The sequence below is a fragment of the Candidatus Gracilibacteria bacterium genome, from assembly GCA_010119145.1.
Taxonomy (GTDB): domain Bacteria; phylum Patescibacteriota; class Gracilibacteria; order BD1-5; family UBA6164; genus JAACSU01.
This window is the reverse complement of the sequence record JAACSU010000007.1, coordinates 620,168-641,748: the sequence shown is the minus strand read 5'-3', so window position 1 is coordinate 641,748 and position 21,581 is coordinate 620,168. Positions and strand designations below refer to the sequence as shown.

Genomic DNA, 21,581 nt, shown 5'->3' with positions numbered 1-21,581 from the left:
AGCAAGGAAGTAATATAGCTGTACAATTTATTTTTCTCATTATTAAATTTATGTTTTGAAGAAAACTTTTATTCCTAGCAAGCGGGTATATAGCTTGAAATGTCGTGGCTTCTATGTATGGGAAGAACAAAAATACTATAAAAAAAGTACAATCTAAAGAAGACGTAAAACTTATGGTCGATAATTTTCTTGCGACTCAAAAAAGCTTTATTTCAGATGTTGAACAAAAATATGTTTCAGATGAAAATAGAGAAAAAATAGCTGCTAAAAAGGCTGATTTTAAACAATACGCTGAAAAATATCAAAAACAAGGGCAACAACTTATTGAAGAATTACAAAAAAATAAAGAAGTCGGAAAAGAAAAAGCACAAGGATTATTTTCTAGTTTTCTAAGCTCAGTTAGGGACCTTATATCTTCTGCAGATGACTCTCTAGATTCAGCTGAAAGAAAACTTGCAAAAGCTGATTCAGAGGTAAAAGAACTTAAAAAAGAAACTAAAAGAAATTTTAAAAAAATGTAATTTTAAAATTATTAAATATAAAAAGCTCAGAATTTATTCTGAGCTTTTTTATTGTAATATATTTTAATCTTGAAGTTGTTCTCCAACTTGACCAGATATTTTAATGGATGGAGTGAGAGTTTTAGAACCTGATTTCCAACGAGCTGGACAAGCAACTCATGGATTCGCTCCCATAAATTGAAGAGCTTCTATTTTTCGTAGGAGTTCTTCAGAATTTCGACCTAAAGGTCCTGAAGTAACTTCTATTCCTCTACATGTTCCTTCTGGATCTATGATAAAGGTACCTCTTCCAGCAATTCCTGTTTCTTCATCGAGAATATTATATGCATCTGCTGTTCCTAAATTATGATCAGCAAGCATTTTGAAAGGGAAGTTCTTCATAAGCAATTCATGTTGTACCCAGGCTTTGTGAGAGTAGACTGTATCAGTACTCGCAGCTAGCACTTCTACTCACATATTTTTGAACTCATCAAAGTTATCAGCCATATCTTTGAGTTCTGTAGGACATACAAATGTGAAATCTGCTGGATAGAAAAATAGAACCACCCATTTTCATTTTAAATCAGCCAAATCCATCATTCCTTCATCATCTTTTATAGGACAATAGTAAGGGAGATGGAAACCAGGAGCTGGAGTATCTATTTTTACAATAGAGTAATCTTGCATATTTTCGTACATGTATTTTTAATTTAAATTTATTAAGCTGTTGTAGTCTATAAAAATCTTGCATCAGGTCAATAAAATTATACATGAAAACTATCGTTCTAATACATCTAACTGTATTGATTGAGATCAAATATTGAAATCCATATCGACAGCTTCAACTTTAATGACGTGTTCTCAAATCTCTATTTCAGAACTATCAATCTCTTGTGCAAAGTCTCGTCATTGGATCCCTATTTTATAGGGTTTATCATCTATATAAATATTTACAGAACGAATAACACTTATATCACTTACAGAACCTCGTAAGTTAAAGAAGTCTCACGCATAGAGTGATATTTTGCCATTAGATGGGTTTGAAACAGTTATTTCAGGAGCTGCATTATCTCGTTTTATTACGTCTATACTATATGATTTAGATTGTGAATAGTATTCTGTGTCTGTAGCTTTTACTATAAGAGATTCTATTCAAAGTGTTCCACTGGGTATTGTAACATCTCACTTATAAACTCATTCTTTTTTTGAGTCTAAATCTATTTGTTTAATTTTCTTCTCTCATAAAAACACATCTATTTGAGTGATAGGAGTAGAACTTTGATACGCTATTTCAATATAATTTGAACCATTTACAAAGGTAGCTCAGGATTCTATATTAGCTCATACAGAAATATTTCATGCAAATCCTGTTCTTTCACAAGCTTCAGGATTAATATAAGTTATAAATGACCCCACATTTCAAATTTCACTGGTATACCCACCTCAATTCACCCAAGCTCTCACAGGATTTTCCCATGCTGGGTTATTTGGCTGGAGTGAACGAAGTGCTAATAAGTTTACAGTTCAAATTGCTGAAGCAGGAGTATTCTCTGTAATGGTACCATTACACAAGAGATCTACCTCTATTGGTTGAAGACTTTGATCAAACTCTGTAGGGGCATTTTTAAAAAGTGAAGAGAGTATAAGGCTAGAATCGAGACTACCAGGAGCTAATAGCCCTGATATTCTCGATATATTTGCTTCCTTCACTCCGTTTGGTCGCTTCCAATTTAGTACTTCTTTTCATACATGGGCACTTTCCATAAACTCTTTCCAAATGGATCCAGCAGCTTCAAGTCAATTTCAGTTCGTACCAGTTTCACTTCAATCATTGTTTCAAGCCCATACTACTGTAGTAATTTGTGGAGTAAATCATATAGTCCACAGGTTTCTGGCTAGTACCTCGTTCCCATCTTTTGAAGAAGCCTTCGTTGATGTACCAGTTTTTGCAGCTACATTTCTTCAAGAAAGAGAGAGATAGTTATTCCAACCTGACGGTCTTGCTGAAGTATCTGAAAGAATATAATCTAATATATAGGCCGTTGCAGCATCTATTGCTTGAACTCAATTATTTTCTTCTGCTTCTTCAATTACTAATCCCTTTGAGTCAAGTATCTTAATAACAGGAACTAATTCTCTTTTTACTCATAAATTGGCAAATACACTATATGCTTGAGCCATTTCTAGTGGAGTCATCATAACTGTTCAAAGTGCCATTGATGCTCAATAAGTATACTTAGTTCAAGAGCTTGCTGTATATTCATCTCTAAATTTACGAATACCATCAATTCAGAGCTTTTCCATGAATGTGAGAATATTTTCTTCTCCACCTGCTAGAAAGAACATTTTTACTGCTGGTATATTTCTAGAATAGTTTAATGCAGTTGAAATAGTCATCTTTCCCATGAATTTTCAATCATAGTTTTTGGGAGTATAATCTCAAGGAAATGTTGTTTTTAAATCATATATAGGAGTCTTTGTTCCTATTTCACCCTGATCAATAGCGAGTGCATAGACAAATGGTTTAAATGAAGAACCAGGTTGCAAAGCAGCTGTGGTCATATTGATATTTCATTTATTCTTTTCATCAAAATAATCACGTCCTCATACCATTGCTAGTATTTGTCCAGTTTTATTATCGAGTGAAACAAGGGCAGCATTTTGAGCTCAGAATTTTGTTTCATTAGCAGCAGCTCTTTCAGAAACTATTCTTTCAGCTTCTTCTTGAAGTTTAGGATCGAGTGAAGTATATATTTTTAATCAACCTGTCTCAAGTAAGTCTTTTCAGTATTTTTCTTCTAAATATTCTCTGACATAAAACACGAAATGCGGAGATTTGATATCCTCAGTATATTTTTGAAACTCAAATCCTATACCTCATATTACAGCATCTTTATATTCTTCAAATGTAATATATTCATCCTCAAGCATACGACCTAGAATAAAATCCTTTCTTCAGATTTGATATTCTACATTTTTATCTCCAACTTCAATTTTAATATTATTTAAGAGAGTGAGGAAGTCTGTATAACTAATAACACTACAGCCATCTCAATCAATAGAAATATTTGATTTCAAATTTTCTTCTTTCAGGCCACATAGTAGTGCTTTTGTCCCATCAAATCTTTGAGCCTTGAGTCCATCAAGAAAATCAGTGAGAGCTGTTACTGCATCTTTATTTTCTTCTATAGAGTTTTTAGATATAACAAATATAGAGTTTTCACTATCATTATTTTCATAAACATATGGGTATCCAACGAGCCTATCGAAATTATTGTATGGAGAATAATAGGTCGGTCCTTTTGGAAGAGAAGCAAGCATAGAAGCTTCTAATATTCATAAGTCTTTTGCACTTTTTCAATAAAATGTCTTAGAAGCTTGTTCAATTCAATACGCATTACTTCCGTACGCTATTTTATTTAAGTAGAGCTCAAGAATTTTTTCTTTTGAAACTCCATTTGTCAGTTTAAACGCGAGATATATTTCTTTGATCTTTCGTTCTACTTTATCAAAAACAGTTTCATCAGAACTTCGGTTCTCAATAATTGTGTTACGAATAAGTTGTTGAGTGAGTGTTGAGGTACCTCAGAATCATTCATTTTTACCTATTACTCAGTATATTCCTGCCCTCACAAGTCCTATAAAATCGACTCCAGGATTTTCCCAGTATCTTTTATCCTCTCATGCTACGATTGCGTTGATCATATTTTTATTAATCGCATCAAAGGTAACATATCTTCTTTTCTCCTGAAAAATACTATACAATTCTCAACCTTCTCTGTCATATATAGTTGATGATTCTGAAATTTCTAAATTTTCAAGTTCACTTATAGATGGAAGAGGGGCTATAATTTTTTGGTAGAGAACAATAATTCCAATAAGTCAGAATATAAAAAGCCCTCAAATAATATAGAGTAATGTTTTCCCTATTGGTTTTTTTGGTTTTTTCACTCATCCTCACGATTGAGTAGAAGTTTTGATTTTTTTGTAGTTTCTATTTCGATAACTACTTGGAGTTACTGCTGCAACTCTTCTTTTTTGAAATGCCATATTGTATTATTAAAAACTGTTAGTGTCATTGAGAATAATCTCTATTGTAGTTCAACTCCCACTAAATACAGGAGCGTCCACTTTTTCAATTTGTTGTATATTTAAAAAGTCTTTGAGTGCTGTTAAAGTAGAATCATTGGATTCTATACCATTATAATACAAAATAGAATTTTCAAACTCTTTTTCTTTCATGCTTTGAGTCCCAGTTTCATAATCTATAGTAAATCCATAAGGTCTCAGCTCTTCTGCTAGTTTTTGAGCGAGGAATCATTGACTAGTAGCATTGTAAATTACGATACTTTTGGGTTTAGAGTACATATCAGGACTTTCGTAGATATAATCTGCAAATTGGTGTATATCTGGATAGAGTCACGGATTGGTTCCAGTTCATCCATTCGTCAGCAGAACACTTGCTCCTCAAAATAATGCTCTATTTGGTGTATAAATAAATCCTCATGGCATACAGCTTGGACTATTGCTATAACAACTATCATTGAGATTAAAACTGAGTGTTTGAGGATCTTCCCATCATTTTACTGCAAGTCAGAGTTTAACCATATCTGTCAAAGCTAAATCTGTTTCTACATATTCAGTAAAGATATCGTAGAGTTCTACGATTTGCTTTCGATTTTTAAAGTATCAGAGATTCGATACTTTTTCTCTGAGAGAAGAAATAATTTGTTGTTGTCTGAGTGACCTATCAAAATCACTTGTTGAATGTCGGCTTCTCGCGTACATAAGGGCAACTTCACCATCGAGATTCCAAGTTCATTTTTTCAGTATGAACGTTTTATAACCCCTGTTTGCATCAGGATACTCATAATCAGCAAAGTTTTCTTCAAGTGTGACTTCAACTCCTCAGAGCGTATCAACTATTTCTATAAATCAGTTAAAATCTATGTTAACATAATGATCAATTTTTTTTCATGTTATGTTAGTTACTACTTCTGCTAATCATTGCATAGCTTCTGTTGGTGTACCTAACAGACCATTTTCATACACACCATTAATTCTTCATTTTCTTCAAGATGGATATGAAACCCATAAATCTCGAGGGAGTGAAAGAAGTGTAATTGTCTCTTGTGTTGAGTTTATTCAAGCTAATATCATGGTATCAGTAAGATTTGGAGCATCGTGATTACCACCTCATCTACCGGTAACAAGTATGTATACATTTTCATCTAAAGTATTTTCATCTTCTTTATTTCCAAAATTTAGGATTGACCCACTCCCTCCAGCAAATTCAAAAATTTGAAATGGAATTGCATTCATAGCTTGCACTACAAAAGTCCCCAAAAACAAAATACTTAGAACTCAAAAAGCTCACAAAATATAAGGAGTTTTTTGAATTTTTTTCTTTTGTGAAGCTATCTTTTTTTTCTTAAAAAACACGTGTTGTATCAGATTAGTTTTATGTTAATTTTTGCGTGCATACTTTAATCAAAAAAGTAAAATTATCAAAAAGAAAAATATCTCACTTTCCTGTATTTTTTCCTTACACTCTTCTTACAAATTTGTGATAAAATGATATTTTGTTACAATAGTAACTCAATACTTTATTAGATAAATATACATAGATTATGAAACACGAATTAATGGAACTTCCTTTTGCAAAAAATGCTCTTGAACCATACATGTCAGAGGAAACTCTTGAATATCATTATTCAAAACATCATCAAGCATATGTTACAAAACTTAATGAACTTATTCAGGGGACAGAATTTGCAGATATGGAATTAGAAGACATCATAAAAAAATCAAAAGGTGGGATCTTTAACAACGCAGCTCAAATATGGAATCATAACTTATTTTGGAATACTCTGAAAGTAAATAATGGTATAGAACCTATGGGGAGATTAGCTGATATGTTAACAGAAAATTTTGGAAGCTTTGATTGATTCAAGGAAACTTTTACAAAAGAAGCACTTGCTAGATTTGGTTCTGGTTGGGTATGGCTTGTTCAAAAAGATCAAAAACTTGAAATCTACTCTACTCCAAATGGAGAAAATCCTCTTACAGAAGGTGGAGAAGCCATTTTAGGATGTGATGTATGGGAACATGCGTATTATATTGATTATAGAAACGATAGAAAAAAATTCATAGATAATTTCTTTAACATTGTAAATTGGAAAATGTTAGAATCTAAAGTTAAATAATACAATAAAAATCCTCAGTAGTGAGGATTTTTATTTTACAATTGTTCTAAATCTTGAATTAATTGTAAAATTAATTTTTTTTGGGTTTCAGGAATATTTGGATTTTTTAAAATTTTTTCAAATCGTAATATTAGGTCTCTTCATTCTTTTTGTTTATATATCTTAGAAAGATTTCATCATTTTTTCTTTTTAAATTCTTCTCTTATAAGTAAAAATAATTCTTTTAAAATAAGTTCTAAATATTTTTCTTTCAAACAATCGTCCAATTCTCAGTCCTTTAGAATCAAAAAAATTGTAGCAAAAAATATATTCTTACTTTTAGGAATAGAATAGAGAGAATTTAGTTGAATGAGTTCTGAAAAGTTTGAGCATTTGCTCACTAAGTTTTGTCACACATTGGCACTTATTTCTTGTATACCACTTTTGCGTAATTGTATTAAAGTATTTGATAAATTAAGCCCTTTGGTATTGTTAAATAATTCTGTTTCAACATTTCAAATTATTCAGGATACATTTTTTCTACATTCATCTAAATGATTAATAGCTTCAGGGGAGTTACTAATTGTTTCTGATCAATGCATATTAGATTTTGAATTATTCATAACAAATTATTAAATACTATTCTTATATTGTTTTAATAGTTATTTAATTAACTTAGTCAAATAATATAGTGTTTCTTAGATACTTCTTACTTTTAAAATATACTATTTACATTACAATAGGCGAGATATAATAAATAAAATAATTATGATAGAAATAGCACAAAAAATACAAGAACTTCAAGATGAAGTTTGAAAAATAATAGTAGGTCAAGAGAACCTTAAGAGAGATATAGTTGTTGCACTATTATCGGGGGGACATATATTGCTAGAGTGAGCACCATGACTTGCAAAGACTCGAACTATCTCAAGTTACGCACAAGCTCTTAAACTGTCTTTTCAACGAATACAGTTTACTCCAGATTTACTTCCAAGTGACTTAATTGGTGCTAAGATATATGATCCTGACGCGAAGATATTTGAGGTTAAAAAAGGACCGATTTTTGCAAATTTTGTGCTGGCTGATGAAATCAATCGAGCACCAAGTAAAGTACAGTCTGCACTTTTGGAATCTATGGAAGAACGACAAGTAACAATAGGAGATAAAACATTTCCACTGGACGCTCCATTTATGGTACTTGCAACTCAAAATCCTCTCGAGCAAGAGGGAACTTTTCAACTTCCAGAAGCTCAATTGGATAGATTTCTTTTAAAGACTATAGTTGAATATCCAACAAAAGCAGAAGAAAAAATTATTCTCCAAAAAGCTATCTCTCGGGATACTACCAAACTCAGTACAATTTTTTGAAAAAAAGAAATATTGGAACTTCGTGAAATGATAGAACATATTCAAGTATCAGAAAGTATTTATGATTATATATGTAATATAATTTTTGCATCGAGAGATACTGAACTTCACCCCGAGATTGCCTATTGAGCCTCTCCTCGGGCATCTCTTGCACTCCTACGAACTTCAAAAGCACTTGCTGTCATGCAGGGAAGAGATTTTGTAATCCCAGAAGACGTAAAAACTATGGCTTATGGAGTGCTGAGGCATAGAATTATTCTTCAATATGAAGCGCTTGCTGATGGAATCGTCACAGAGGATATTATTAGAAATATTTTAAAAGATACCAAACTCGATTAATACATGAAACAAGGACACAAACATATAAGTTTTAAGAGTTCTAAGCTTATGGAGTGACTCTTTATAGGAAATTTTAAAGCTGCTTTTTCAGGTCGTTGAATTGAGTTTCAAGATTTCAGAGAATATAGTTCATGAGATGACGCGAAATATATTGATTGGGCTCGTTCAAGTCAAGAATGAACAACTATTATGAGGAGATATAGAGAGGACAAACAGGGGACAATTTTAACAATAATTGATCATTCTCAGAGTCTATATTATGAAGCTGGGAATCCAAAAATTAAGCTCATTCAAGATATACTAGAACTCATATGACAGGCAAGTATAAAATCTGGTGAAAATTTTGGATGATATATTATTTGAGAAAATGAGCTAAAATATATACCAGCAAAAAAATCTATTATTTCACTGCATAAAATTCTCTGATTTACCGAAATTTCTCCAAGGAACACAAAAACAGAATTTTCTTTAAGCCAAATAAATAAGTCTTCGCTTAAAAAATCAGTTATATTTGTTCTGAGTGATAGTCTCACTGTAGATGAGAGAAGTATTAAAATACTAAGTCATAAACACGATGTAATATATATTCATATTTCAACATACTTTGAAAACACATTAGAAGGAACGTGAATCGAAGTATTTTCTTCTTGAACTGCTTCTCTTTGAATGAATCTTTCTGACGAAACGAAGAAACAAGAATACCAATTGAAAAGAAAACAAAAACTAAAGGATTTTCAAAAATCTATGCATTTGATATGAGTTGATACTCTATTTTTACATGAACAAAGCTCACTTTTTGCTGAGTTTTTAAAACTCATGAAAGCAAAAGAACAAAGAAATATATTTTAAATTAACATTATGTTTCAAAAATTAACATTATTTTTCATCAGCCTCATGATTCTGTTAAGTGTGAACGGGGTATTTGCCAATGAGGATATAACTTTACAGGTTTCAAGAGCAAATTTGGAGGTTTGACAGGATTTTGATGTAGCAATAGAGTTAAACTGAGAACTTTCTCAAGGCCAAAATATGCAGATAAAAGTGAATGGACTTGAGAATTTTAAAATAAGTTCTCAATCTCAGGCTACAAGTATTCGAACAATAAATTGAGTTACGAGCTCAGTTTTAGCGTATAGTGTAAAACTTCATACCTCAGAAGTTTGAGAATACGTGGTATGACCTGTAAGTGTTTTAAAAAATTGAAATGAATTTATAGATGATGAATTATTTACTGTGACGGTCTGAGAAATATGATCACTTTCTCCAGCTCCACCAGTTATACCCAATCAAAATACTCAGGATGTAGCTCCAACTGATAATATAGATTCAGATATACAAGATTTGAGAAGATCAAATTTTCCATTAAGTCTTATAGTTCTCTGAATTATTGTATTTTTAATAGCTTTTTATTTTCTCATTGGATTTATTCTTAAACAAAAAAGGAAGGGATTTGTTGAGGAAAATAATATAAGCCCAGTTATTCCTCCTAGTTATTACCAACAGAAAATTTGAGAACTCCGTCGCTTAGAATCTAATATGTGATGACTCAGACAACAAGAATTTTATAGAAAGTATAACCACATCATCCGTGATATACTCAGGCATGAATGAAACTCTTTGGCTGAAAAAGCTACGCTCAGTGAAATGATGAAAACCAATAGTTTACAATCATCTCCAGTTTTTAATCTCTTTCAGGAAACATACTATAAAGAGTTTGCTGACAGAGATCTATCAATTGATGAAGAAACAGTATTTGTAAATAAACTTGTTCAGTTACTTTCTCAAAAATAATGAATATATTCCAAACATTCTGATTTCAGTATCCTCTCTTTCTTGCTGCAGGTGCAATTATTTGTGTAGTATGATTTTTATATTATTTTTTTCGAAAACAGGAAGAAAATTTTGTTGAGTATAAACTTCTTGCGGAAGTATATAAAAGAAATAATTATTTATATAATTTGTTTTTAACTCTTTGTTTTTTAATGACATTTTTGTTTTTTGTGTATCTTGCAAATCCATATATGAGTGAGCAAACACAAAAAATTAAACGTAACGGGATAGATATAGAGATAGTTTTTGATTTGAGCTATTCGATGATTGCCAATGATATACTTCCAAATAGACTTCAAGCTGCCAAATCTGTGCTGAGTGAATTTATTAGCCAAGTAGAAAATGATAGGGTTTGATTAGTGTTATTTTCTTGAAAACCATTCCAGTCTATTCCACTAACATATGATTACAGCTTTATAGAGTCCTTCATTTCAGATCTTGAAATAGATACAATAAATCAACAAAGTTCACAATTACAAGGAACGGCAATCTGAGATGGGTTGATTGTCGCTAGCGACGCCTTGAGTCGAGAGGAAAACGAAAGAGAAAAAGTAATCATATTACTCACAGATGGAGAGGCAAATAAATGAATCGATCCAGAGCTCGCCTTGAAATATATAAAAGAAGAAGGGATTAAAGTATATACCATATGAGTAGGGAAACAGTGAGATACTACGATTGAATTACCTACGTATGGGGGATTTACACAGAGAGTCTCAGTGAGCTGAGTCGATGAAGAAATTTTACAAAAAATAGCGAGCGAGACCTGATGATTTTATGGTCGAGCCGACTCACAAGAGAGTTTCCAAAAGATACTGAGTACTATTGCAACTCTAGAGAAAAAAGAAATAGAAACACAGAGCGTAGAGCTCCAATCATCTCTTCGATTTATGGTTTTAATGCTTATGCTTCTCAGTTTATTTCCTTTAATTTATATTACTTTTAGAGTACAGATATGAAATATTTCTCAAAAATAAATCTGCTGGTAGTTCAGAAAATATCTCTTTTAATATTTGGACTATTATTACTTGCCTGAATATATTTAGAGTTTGTTCAGTCATCTCAAAATAGTACTTGAGTCAGTGAAAATTCTCTCGTTTTTGTGCTCGATGTATCTAAAAGTATGAATGTATTAGACGTGAATCAAAACTCACGTCTTAATGCAGCAAAACGCGAAATATATGAGATCATGATTGAAAATGAATGATATGAATTTGCACTCAATATATTTGCAGGTGAATCTCAGAGAATTATTCCGTTTACTACAGATGTATCGCTCGTTGCTACATTTTTAGATGGTATAAATAATCAAAATGTCTCCATACAGTGAAGTGATATAAGTGCTGCTCTTGAGGATGTATTAGATTCATTTTGAGAATCTAGGCAATGAAGTTTTATATTATTCACTGATGGTGATGAAGATGAAGTAGAACTCAGCCCAGAATTAGTTACTATATTTACCGATGCTAATATTAGTAGCTCTATAGTCTGAGTATGATCAAAAGATGGCTGATATATTCCAGAAACAAGTGGATTAGAACCTTTTGTGACCTATAATTGAGAAACGGTCATCTCAGGCTTGAATGCTGACTCTCTTCAATTATTAGCTCAACAATTAAACTGAAATTATTATGCACTTTGAGAAAAAATTCAAATTGATTCCATAGGCTGAAAACTCAATAAAAATATGAATGTATCACTCATTTTTTTAATAAGCTTTTTAGTTTGGGGGCTCTATATATGAATTTGGATGTATCGTATATATTTTAAAAATCGAAAATAAAAATGAAAAAAAATATAATACTAGTCATCACCCTTATTGTACTGTGATTTATTTCTATCAGTATTCTTGTAGATTTTGTTCAAGAAAAAAAACTTGAGAGATTATATGATGCCTGAGAGTATGAATCAGCATTGCAGCAAGCATGATTACTTGAGGAGTCTGCACAAAATCTACATAATATATGAAATATATTTTATGAACAATTTAATCAGCAGGAAGAAATAGATTCTCTTGAACTTTTACAGCAATCTGTTGACTCTTATTCTGGCTCTCTCGCGATTGAAGACAACGAATTAACTCAATATAACTATGACTATACAAAGTCTCTTTTAGATATGTTAGAACGCCAAGAGCAAGAACCTGAACAGGAACAAAATCCAGAACCACAAAATCAAAAACAACAGGATGAATGAGATGAAAACAACAACTGAGAACCAGAAGAATCTGACGAGGGACAAGAAAGTTCAGAACCGTGAGAAAACTCTGATGGTCAAGAATCTCAAAACAACGGAAATGGAACTATACAAAACTCACGACCAGACGAGTATCAACTAGGTGAAAACGAACAAATAGAACAAATGACAGAATCTGAACGAGAAGCAGTAGAACAAAGCATTGAGGAGCTTAAACGTGATCAAGCTCAAAATCAGAGATTTTATAACAAAGAAGTACAGGAATCAGATTTTCAAAAAGCTTTTGATTCATTTTTTAATAGATGATGAGAAAAGGATTGGTAAAATTATTCATAAAAAAGAGAAACAACGTAGTTGTTTCTCTTTTTTTTTGTCAAGATTGAATTATTTTGTCATACCTGGAAGTCCTCCAAGCATATCACCCATACCCATTCATTGCATAACTCCTTGCATTTTTTCACCTGCAACGTCTTGAGCTTTTTTCATCCCTTTGTTTACTGCTTCTAAAATTGCTTTTTCAAGTCCAGCTTTATTTCCAATCAGTGCATCACTTTCAAACTCAACTTTTTCAACTTTCATTTCACCATTAACAGTAATAACGAGTCCATCTACTTCAGCTTCGATAAGTGTGTTTTCAAGTTCTTTTTTAACTTTCATTGCTTCTTGTTGCAGTTTCATAAGTTCACCAGCTTTGCTAAAATCCATTTTTTCAAATTTATTAATATAATGTCGTGATTATAGGCTGCTTTTGTTTTTTTTCAAGAATAAACTTTCGAATTTTGCCCAAAAGTATTTATTATGTTACAATACACTCATCTATAATTTAAATATAAACATATTATGGCTCAAACAGGAACAACACAAGACGAAGAGCTTCTTATCATAACCGATGATTCAAGTGATGATTCATCGGATATGGATTTTAGTTTTGATTTTTGAGATGAAAATACTGATTCAACTTCAGAAAAAGAAACTGAAACATCTAAAGCAGAGGCTCAAGCTACTGAAGATTCTTACACTGATGAAACAATTCTGGAAATGGAAGATGCTCCTTTAAAAGAAGAAATTTCACAGATTCCTCAATCTACAGATGAAAACGAAGAATCTGAAAATGAAGAATTTTCCCTCGATTTTTCAAAGGAGATTGATACACTCCCAGAAACGAATCAAAATGTTAGCAACGAAGTAGTAGCTGAAAAATCTGAACAAAATGATTTTGGAATGGATCTTATGAGCGATGATACTTCAAATAAAACTCAAAGTGAAGCTCCAGTGACAGAAAAAAATACTGAAACTAAAATACTTTCTGATTCTCATGAAAGTCTCAATGATATATTGTCTGCTACTATAGCTAAGCTTCAAAAGAGACAAGAAGCTATTGCTTCTGACACTGAAAATAAAGCAAAAAAAGAAGAAGAAATTAAGTCTCAAATCACAGAACTACAAACTCAAGTAAAGGAGCTTGAAGCTGATATGAAACAGCTCGATACTGAATCTAAAAAGATTACATCAAATATCGAGGAACTTGAAGGAATGAAACTTGATCCAGTGAAAGAGCATAATGCAAATAGAAACGCTAAAAAATAATTACAAACTTTATAGAGAAATCTCAGAATTAATTCTGAGATTTTTTTATATTATAAAATAATTTTGACAGTTGGTATAAATAATTTATAGTAATAATGTATTTTTGTAAATAAAACATATGTTGGAGAAAAAAAATAAATCTAGAGATACTTTTGCTTGAATGAAAATAAAATATATAGGTTGAATAGAAGATGATAATCAAGAAACTCCTTTAACAGGATCATGCAAAATTATAAAATTTCAAGATACTCAATGAAAGTTTATATCAGTAGTTGTTGATTTTTGATTGTACCAATGAGGACAAAAATTATGAGAATTAAATGAAAATATTGATCCAGAAATTTTAAAAGCAGATTATATTATTATCACTCATGCTCATCTCGATCATGTTTGAAGATTACCAATGCTTACAAAACTATGATTTACTGGAAAAATTATAATGACACCAGAAACAAAAGCATTAGCTGAAATTTCTTTGAAAGATTCAGCAAAATTAATGTTAGATAATTACTTAAATTCGATTGAACAAAATAAACGAGACGGGGATAGATATAGAAAAGTAAAAAAATATGTAACCAATTTAAAGAAACTTTATGATAACTGACTTAAAAAATGAGTAAAAGATAAGTTATCTCAAGAAAATACTAATGTTTTAAATGAACTTTGAGAGGACAAACTCAACGAATTCATTTGAGATATTGAAGGGGTAGATGGTGATATTAGTCTACTTTTATGAAACGTAATTGAACCATTATTTTCAAAGAATGATGTTATATTTTTATTTACTTGAGATAAATGATTTCTCCTCACTGAACCTTTGTTCAATGATATATTTTGAATCAAAGATGATATCGAAGAGGACGCATTGGTGAATGATGAAGATATTTTATCGACATGAAATGTTGCTGGGACTAAGTATGAAGAATTTTTTGAAACAAATTCTGATGTTAGAATCTCAGATGATTTAAATTGAAGAATTCCTAAAGATTCTTGAGATGTTCACTCAATAGTAACATTGAGTCCAGAACAGATAATTAAATTAGATTTTGTTTCTTCACATGTTTGAGCAAAAGATTTAAAAGAAACTCCAAAAATAAGGGAAATATTTTTAGAACTTTTTGATGCGTGACATATTTTATGATCAGTACAAGTTGAGTTTACTGTAAGAGTTGAATCAGTCTTAAAATGAGATAATACTCAAAACTTTTGAAAAGAAACGAGAGAACAAAATTTAAGATACAGAATATCATGAGATTTATGACGAGAACACGGTTGAAATAATGCTTGAAATATACAATTTCCAAGCTGAGAATACGAATTTTTAGAAGTTGAAGGGACATACGCTGATAAGGAACATCCAGATAGTTTAGAATCTATTCAAAAATTATTTGATGTATTACTTGATTCTTGAAAACATATTCTTCTTCCTACATTCGCTCTACAACGAACACAAGATACTTTACTCTTGCTTCTAGATTATATAGAACATATTATTGAACCTAGAAGAAAAGCCCTCATTGAGGAAAATAGAAATTATAAAAAAGATATTAAGGATTTTAAAAAACTCAAAAAATCTCATGGTGAAAGTAATAATTGAACTGAAAATGAAAATATTTCAGATGAACAATTTGAGATCTTAGAAACAATACAAGCTGAAATTCATGTGATTCAAGAAAAAATCCAATTCAATGAATGAGAGATAGATAGACTAGATATAACGATTATTTCTGATAGTCCTCTTTCTCACGCATTATGAACAGTGTTTCAAGTATTTAAACCTGACATTTACGATAAACTAACTCCAGAATCACAATTAGAAAGATTTTGAAAAGAAAAAATAAAATTTTTAAAACCTAAAGAATCTAAACTTCTTATTGATGATTATAAAAATATAAATGATTCTAAGAAAAAAGATAGAAGAACAAAGATTTATGTTTCATCTGGATGAATGTGTGAATGAGGACCTGTAGTTGAACATTTAAAATGATTAACAAGTAAGGTAGATTCAACAATTATTTTTACTTGATATGCTCCACCAGAATCTTTAGGTTGAAAGCTTAAAACTGATTCCCAAGTTATTATTGATGGAGAAATATTTAATGTAAGATCTAGAATACAAGATATATCTTGATTTTCATGACATGCTTGAAAGTCCACTTTAATTAAGTATTTAAACTCTAGTGCTGCAAGAGTCACTACTATAGTTCATGGTTGAAATGATAGATTTAAACTTGCTGTAGATCCTTTAGTTAGAAATAAAAAATCTATTAAAATTCCAGCTCCTTGAGATATTATAGAAATTCCATTTCCAAGGTCTAAAAAAATAGTTAATAACGGTTTTATAAAATAATTATAAAAAAAAACTTAGAATTCATTCTGAGTTTTTTTATTAAAAATACTTTGACTTACTTGGCAATAAATCGTATTATAAATTTGCCTAAACTTATATCACGGTGGTATGAGTCAAAAATGGAGATGATTATGAAAAATTTTTCAATCAACCTGAATAATTCGGAAGAAATCCTGGTTTGATCGGAGGTGATCACTTGTCTCGCCCGCAGTATGGAAAACAGCCGTCGAGCTTGAGTACAAACTGAGTCGGGAAGTCAGGACTGGCAATCTTGGCCCTTCTGGAATAAACCAGTAAAAATAAGATTATGTAGGGCAATAAAAGCTTCAACATAGCGAGTAGAATAAAAGGGGACCCCACTTGGGTCCTCTTTTTTATTACACTTCTTGAATACTTTTATATCCATCATTCCCATTCATTTCAACAAACATAATTGTAAGCTTCGTTCAAAGCAGAGATTCCATAAGTTCTCTATACTCTATAAAATACTCTGGTCTATCTTCATATACTATAATTTCACTTGGTATATATTTAAGTTCAAAAATTACATATTGTATTACTGCCATAATTTTGTCAATTCAGGTATCAACTATTTTAACGGTATAATTATCTAATTGCATTTTCTGAGCTTTCATACGCTGTAACTCTACCATCCCTGCAGTTAAAATTATATCAATCTTTGGATCGAGTAAATCAAGGATATCTCTAGGAAAATCAGTATGATACTGCTCCTGTATAAATGTATGTAATCATAAATCGTTTATAATCACATCTATTCATGAAGCTCCTCTGTTTTCTCTCAGCTTTACTTCTGATTCGAGTTGATCTCCTCTCCCAAAGAGTGTATCATCTAAATCTGAAACTCGAAGTGCACTCTCTTTTTTTTCTAAGTGTTTTACTTCTTCTATATAAAAATTAAGTACTAGTGGTCTATCAGTAAGTTTTTTCATTTTTGTAAGCATTGCTTCATGAGTAAGCATAGATTTTATTTCTTAAGAATAATTTTAGCAGTATTTTCTCCAAGTTCTAGCTCCTTTTCTATATCTCATGAGTTTAGAGTCGTATCAAGTGTTGAAAGTGTCTCAGAAGCAATATCATAGCTGTTTATGATAGCATCCAATTCTGGAGTGATGATATTTATTTTGATTCTATCATCTACTTGGTATCCGGCTTCTTTTCGAGCTTCCTGAATATGTCGAACAATATCTCGAGCATATCCTTCAACAGCAAGTTCTTGAGTAATTTCTAAGTCCATCGCGATAACCATTCCAAATCCTGATTCTATATTATCATTTTCCCCATCAGTAACATAAGCAATTTCAAATTCATCTCACTCAAGAATAAATTCTCATACTTTTACCGTATTTTCATCAATAATTTCAAAGTTTCCACTTTTCGCTTCTGAGATAATATTTTTCACCTCTTTTCCAAATTTTGGACCTATAAGTCGACCATTTGGTTTACAAATTTTTTGTGCGATACTACTAGAATCTACAGTATTCACTGCTTTAACATTGAGCTCTTCTTTGATGATTTCTTTGTAATACTCAGATAGATCAAATCCGATAGAAATAGATTGTAATGGTTGTCGAACTCTGATTTTTTGAGCAGTTCGGAGTGAAAGCCCAAGATTAATAACCTTTTGACAGATATACATCGCTTCATTGAGCTCTGAGTCAATAAGTTTTGTATCTGCAACAGGGAAGTCTTCCAAATGAACTGATTCATTTCCTGTGAGACTCTTATAGATATTTTCAGTGACAAATGGAGTAAATGGAGCCATAACTTTTGTAAGTGTTACGAGTACTTCGTAGAGCGTTTCGTAGGCTTGCATTTTGTCTCCGTCATTTTCTGATTTCCAGAATCTTTTTCGACTTCTTCTGATATACCAGTTTGTGAGATTATCCATAAAATGGACAATGGGACGAGTTGCTTCTGTTACTTCGTATGTTTCCATTCACCCAGTTACATCGGCTATGAGTTGGTTTGTTTCTGAAATAATCCATACATCAAGAGGATTTTCTGGAGTGTATTTTCCAGTTGGGACAAAGTTATCTATATTTGCGTAAGTTGTGAAGAAACTATAAGTATTCCAAAGTGGAAGTATGACTTTTTTGATAACTTCTACGATTCCTTCTTCTTTGAAATCCATATTTCCTCCATTTAAGAGAGGGGAGTTTGCCATATAAAATCTAATCGCATCAGCTCCATATTTTTGAATCGTTACTTTTGGATCTGGATAATTTCCGTATGACTTAGACATTTTTCGTCAGTCACTCCCCATTACGATTCCTGTTGTAATAACATTCGTAAACGCTCGCTTATCAAAGAGGGCTACTCAAACGACGTGCATCACATAAAACCATGCTCGTACTTGACCGATATACTCTACGATAAAGTCAGCAGGATATGAACTCTCCATTGGAGATTTATTTTCAAATGGGTAGTGCATTTGAGCATACGGCATAGATCCTGAATCCATCCACACGTCGAGTACTTCTGGAAGTCTCGTATACGTGATTTCTCCCTCTTTCCACGTAATCTCATCGATAAATGGTCGGTGTAAATCTGTCACAGTCATACCTGATGCAGCTTCTATTTCAGCTTTTGAACCAAACACCTTCATATCTACTTCATTTCCTTCAACGTCTGTTCCCATCCAAATAGGCATTGGAGTTCCCCAGTATCGAGTACGAGAAATACACCAATCTGGTGCTGACTCTACTGACTTGAGAAATTGACCATGTTTGAGGTGATTTGGTTGCCAGTTGATTCCTTCGTTTTCTTGGAGGAGTCTGTCTTTCATTTCTTGGATATTGATAAACCAAGAATCTTGCGCTTTATAGATGAGTTTTGTTCCAGATCTTGGACACATAGCAACTCTATGGTTGATTGATTCTTTCTTAAATAAGAGTCCAAGTTCTTTGAGTTTTTCAGAAACGACATCATTGGCAGCTTGGTAGTGCATACCTTCATATTCTGGTATTTCTTCTGTATAATTCCCAGCATTATCAAGAGCTGTTGAAATATGTACTCCTTCTTTTCTAGCAAGCTGAAAATCGACCTCACCAAATTCTGGAGCTTGATGCCCAACTCATGTCCCATCTGTATCTGTAATAAAATCAGCGTGGAGTATTTTATGATTTTTATCTGGATCTACTTTTCCTACATAGAAATCAAATGGAGGAGTATATTTGAGTCCAATTAAATCACTTCCCATAAAGCTTTCAAGGATTTCAAACTCTCGTCCTTTAAATACTGTTTCTACTCTGGCAGTTGCGAGAATATATACTTTATCTTCTGATTGTACTCTTGAGTATGAGAGGTTTTTATTGAGAGCCATACTCATATGAGCAGGAATCGTCCAAGGAGTGGTCGTCCACGCGATAATATAGTCTCACTCTTGTACGTGTTTATGACTTTGTGTGAGAGGAAACATTACGGTTACAGCTGGATTAGAAACTTCTTCATAGGAGTCATCCATCGCAACTTCGAAGTTTGAAATAGGAGTAGAGAGTTTCCAAGAGTAGAGCGAGACTCTTCGACCTTTATAAACTTTTCCTTTTTCGTGCATTTGTTTAAAAACCCAAAGAACAGACTCCATATAGTCTTGGTCCATCGTCTTGTAGGCATTATCCATATCTACCCATCTACCAATATGGTCGATATACCAATCCCACTCAGCTGATACTTCAGTCGTATAGGTATAACACTCCTCAACAAACTTCTTCACTCCAAGTTCCTCAATATCTTTATTGGATTTGAGTCCAAGTTTCTTTTGTACTTTTTCCTCAATAGGCAGACCATGACAGTCCCAACCCCATTTTCGCTCAACGCGTTTACCTTGCATCGTGTGGTATCGTGGAACGATATCTTTTACGATACTTGAGAGCAGGGAACCGTAGTGTGGAGTCCCTGTAATAAATGGAGGTCCATCATAAAATCTATACGGATTTGATTCTGGTCTCTGGTCTATAGATTTCTGAAAGGTATTATTCTCCTTCCAGAATTTTAGTACATCCTCTTCCAAAGCTGGAAATGATTGTTTTTGGTTTACTTTTGGGAATTTCATAGGGGAGTGGGGTTAGTTTTTAAGTTCTTCTAATTTGGTATTTATAATTTTGGTACAATTATTGAAGTCTTCTAAATCTTTTGAAGTATATTGTGGTATTCAGTTTATTTTTTCTCAACTATTATTCATATAGCAAACTATTCAATCAATAATTTCTTTAGTTAAAATATCAGTAATTTCTAGATTATATATTAAATTAACCCTTTCTGATTTAACTTTTTTAATTATCTCAGTGTATGCTATACAAGAATCTAACTTAGGTGTGTAATAAATCTTTGGATTTTCAATTTGATACTCTCAACTTTCATCAATTCAATCAGTAATAATTCAATACTTCTCTTCTAAAGAACTATATACATCATTATATAATAATGAACACTCAATTTTTTTAGAAAAATTATCTTCAGAATCATTACTTTTTTCTAAGTATTTAGAACTTGAACAAGAAGTAATAAATATTAATATTCAGATTATGGGGATCAATTTTCTCACTATAAATATTTAGTAAAGATAAAATTCTCAAAAATTATTATAAACTCACTCAATTGACCACTTATTATTTTCTTCTAATATCTCATCTTCTAAATTAAATATCGTATGATTTAAAAACATCGGGCAACTTCATTTAGTTACTATTTTTCAATTTTTTATATAAATATATCACTGATACATTTCAATGCTTCATCATCCTCCACAATCTAATTCTTCGTACTCTAAATTATATGATTTTAAAACAATATTTTCATTGTCAGTAATTTTTCCGTAAAATACTTTATCAGAATTTTTTGATAATAATGCTATATATCAATCTTTAACAATAAAATAATTCCACATATCATCAATTCAAATATCTCATTTAAGCATATATTTTTTTCCATCGGAGATATCTCTTATAATTATTTCTTTATTTTGATTAATTTCAAAAGTATGCGTAAGGTATGTATTTATTCTTTCTTCACTACCAATTATTTCTCACTTATCTAAGTCATATACGAACTTATTTGTGTAAAGTATACTTTTAAAACTATTTCAACTTACTCAATCATAGCCAGGGATTTCATAAATTTGTTTCATATTTTTTATATCTCAGACAGAACTGAGATAATTATCAAATTCTTTATGTGCATTTATTTCATAAATATTTTCTACAATTT

Annotated in this window: 18 protein-coding genes; 10 read left to right on the top strand and 8 right to left on the bottom strand. The window is 31.6% G+C overall.

Annotation, left to right across the window (positions count from 1 at the left end):
• The first annotated feature begins 50 nt into the window (after positions 1-50).
• Positions 51-521, top strand: a complete 471-nt coding sequence (locus GW846_03615; GenBank protein NDK09840.1) for a hypothetical protein — start codon at positions 51-53, stop codon at positions 519-521.
• A gap of 63 nt (positions 522-584) precedes the next feature.
• On the opposite strand, the gene GW846_03610 is transcribed toward GW846_03615, so the two are convergent.
• From GW846_03610 to GW846_03600, 3 genes are all read right to left on the bottom strand, one after another.
• Positions 585-1,100, bottom strand: coding sequence for a peroxiredoxin (locus GW846_03610; protein ID NDK09839.1), 516 nt, complete (start codon positions 1,098-1,100; stop codon positions 585-587).
• Positions 1,101-1,277: 177 nt separating this feature from the next.
• Positions 1,278-4,550, bottom strand: coding sequence for a penicillin-binding protein (locus GW846_03605; GenBank protein NDK09838.1), 3,273 nt, complete (start codon positions 4,548-4,550; stop codon positions 1,278-1,280).
• Positions 4,551-4,559: 9 nt separating this feature from the next.
• Positions 4,560-5,942 (bottom strand): LCP family protein, encoded by a 1,383-nt coding sequence (locus GW846_03600; GenBank protein ID NDK09837.1) that lies wholly within the window; start codon positions 5,940-5,942, stop codon positions 4,560-4,562.
• A gap of 188 nt (positions 5,943-6,130) precedes the next feature.
• Between GW846_03600 and GW846_03595 the strand changes: the two genes are divergently transcribed.
• Positions 6,131-6,706: a superoxide dismutase gene (locus tag GW846_03595; GenBank protein NDK09836.1), complete on the top strand. Its 576-nt coding sequence runs from the start codon at positions 6,131-6,133 to the stop codon at positions 6,704-6,706.
• A gap of 35 nt (positions 6,707-6,741) precedes the next feature.
• On the opposite strand, the gene GW846_03590 is transcribed toward GW846_03595, so the two are convergent.
• Positions 6,742-7,308 carry a hypothetical protein gene (locus tag GW846_03590; protein NDK09835.1) on the bottom strand — a complete coding sequence of 189 codons (567 nt, stop codon included), beginning with the start codon at positions 7,306-7,308 and terminating at the stop codon, positions 6,742-6,744.
• Positions 7,309-7,453: 145 nt separating this feature from the next.
• Here GW846_03590 and GW846_03585 point away from each other — a divergent pair, with 145 nt between their 5' ends.
• The 6 genes from GW846_03585 to GW846_03560 are packed head-to-tail and all read left to right on the top strand — an operon-like array spanning position 7,454 to position 12,742.
• Positions 7,454-8,392, top strand: a complete 939-nt coding sequence (locus GW846_03585; GenBank protein NDK09834.1) for a MoxR family ATPase — start codon at positions 7,454-7,456, stop codon at positions 8,390-8,392.
• A 3-nt stretch (positions 8,393-8,395) separates the two neighbouring features.
• Entirely contained in the window at positions 8,396-9,241 is an 846-nt protein-coding gene (locus tag GW846_03580) for a DUF58 domain-containing protein (GenBank protein ID NDK09833.1), read from the top strand.
• Positions 9,242-9,250: 9 nt separating this feature from the next.
• A complete protein-coding gene (locus tag GW846_03575) occupies positions 9,251-10,183 on the top strand; it encodes a protein BatD (GenBank protein NDK09832.1) in 933 nt (310 codons plus the stop codon).
• Entirely contained in the window at positions 10,183-11,199 is a 1,017-nt protein-coding gene (locus GW846_03570; protein NDK09831.1) for a VWA domain-containing protein, read from the top strand. Before GW846_03575 ends, GW846_03570 begins: the two co-directional genes overlap by 1 nt.
• Positions 11,178-12,005 carry a VWA domain-containing protein gene (locus GW846_03565; protein NDK09830.1) on the top strand — a complete coding sequence of 276 codons (828 nt, stop codon included), beginning with the start codon at positions 11,178-11,180 and terminating at the stop codon, positions 12,003-12,005. The genes GW846_03570 and GW846_03565 overlap by 22 nt, the downstream gene beginning before the upstream one ends.
• Positions 12,006-12,007: 2 nt before the next feature.
• Positions 12,008-12,742: a hypothetical protein gene (locus tag GW846_03560; GenBank protein NDK09829.1), complete on the top strand. Its 735-nt coding sequence runs from the start codon at positions 12,008-12,010 to the stop codon at positions 12,740-12,742.
• Positions 12,743-12,802: 60 nt separating this feature from the next.
• Here the strand turns inward: GW846_03560 and GW846_03555 are convergent, their stop codons facing one another.
• A complete protein-coding gene (locus tag GW846_03555) occupies positions 12,803-13,123 on the bottom strand; it encodes a YbaB/EbfC family nucleoid-associated protein (protein NDK09828.1) in 321 nt (106 codons plus the stop codon).
• Positions 13,124-13,258: 135 nt separating this feature from the next.
• Between GW846_03555 and GW846_03550 the strand changes: the two genes are divergently transcribed.
• A complete protein-coding gene (locus GW846_03550) occupies positions 13,259-14,005 on the top strand; it encodes a hypothetical protein (protein ID NDK09827.1) in 747 nt (248 codons plus the stop codon).
• Between the two features lie 118 nt (positions 14,006-14,123).
• A complete protein-coding gene (locus GW846_03545) occupies positions 14,124-16,355 on the top strand; it encodes an MBL fold metallo-hydrolase (GenBank protein NDK09826.1) in 2,232 nt (743 codons plus the stop codon).
• A gap of 377 nt (positions 16,356-16,732) precedes the next feature.
• Here GW846_03545 and GW846_03540 read toward each other — a convergent pair whose 3' ends face one another.
• From GW846_03540 to GW846_03530, 3 genes are read right to left on the bottom strand one after another with little or no spacing between them, the layout of a single operon-like run.
• Positions 16,733-17,335: a hypothetical protein gene (locus GW846_03540; GenBank protein NDK09825.1), complete on the bottom strand. Its 603-nt coding sequence runs from the start codon at positions 17,333-17,335 to the stop codon at positions 16,733-16,735.
• 5 nt (positions 17,336-17,340) lie between these two features.
• Complete coding sequence (locus GW846_03535; protein ID NDK09824.1) at positions 17,341-20,427, bottom strand: isoleucine--tRNA ligase; 3,087 nt, start codon at positions 20,425-20,427, stop codon at positions 17,341-17,343.
• A gap of 12 nt (positions 20,428-20,439) precedes the next feature.
• Positions 20,440-20,910 (bottom strand): hypothetical protein, encoded by a 471-nt coding sequence (locus tag GW846_03530; protein NDK09823.1) that lies wholly within the window; start codon positions 20,908-20,910, stop codon positions 20,440-20,442.
• Positions 20,911-21,581 lie beyond the last annotated feature (671 nt).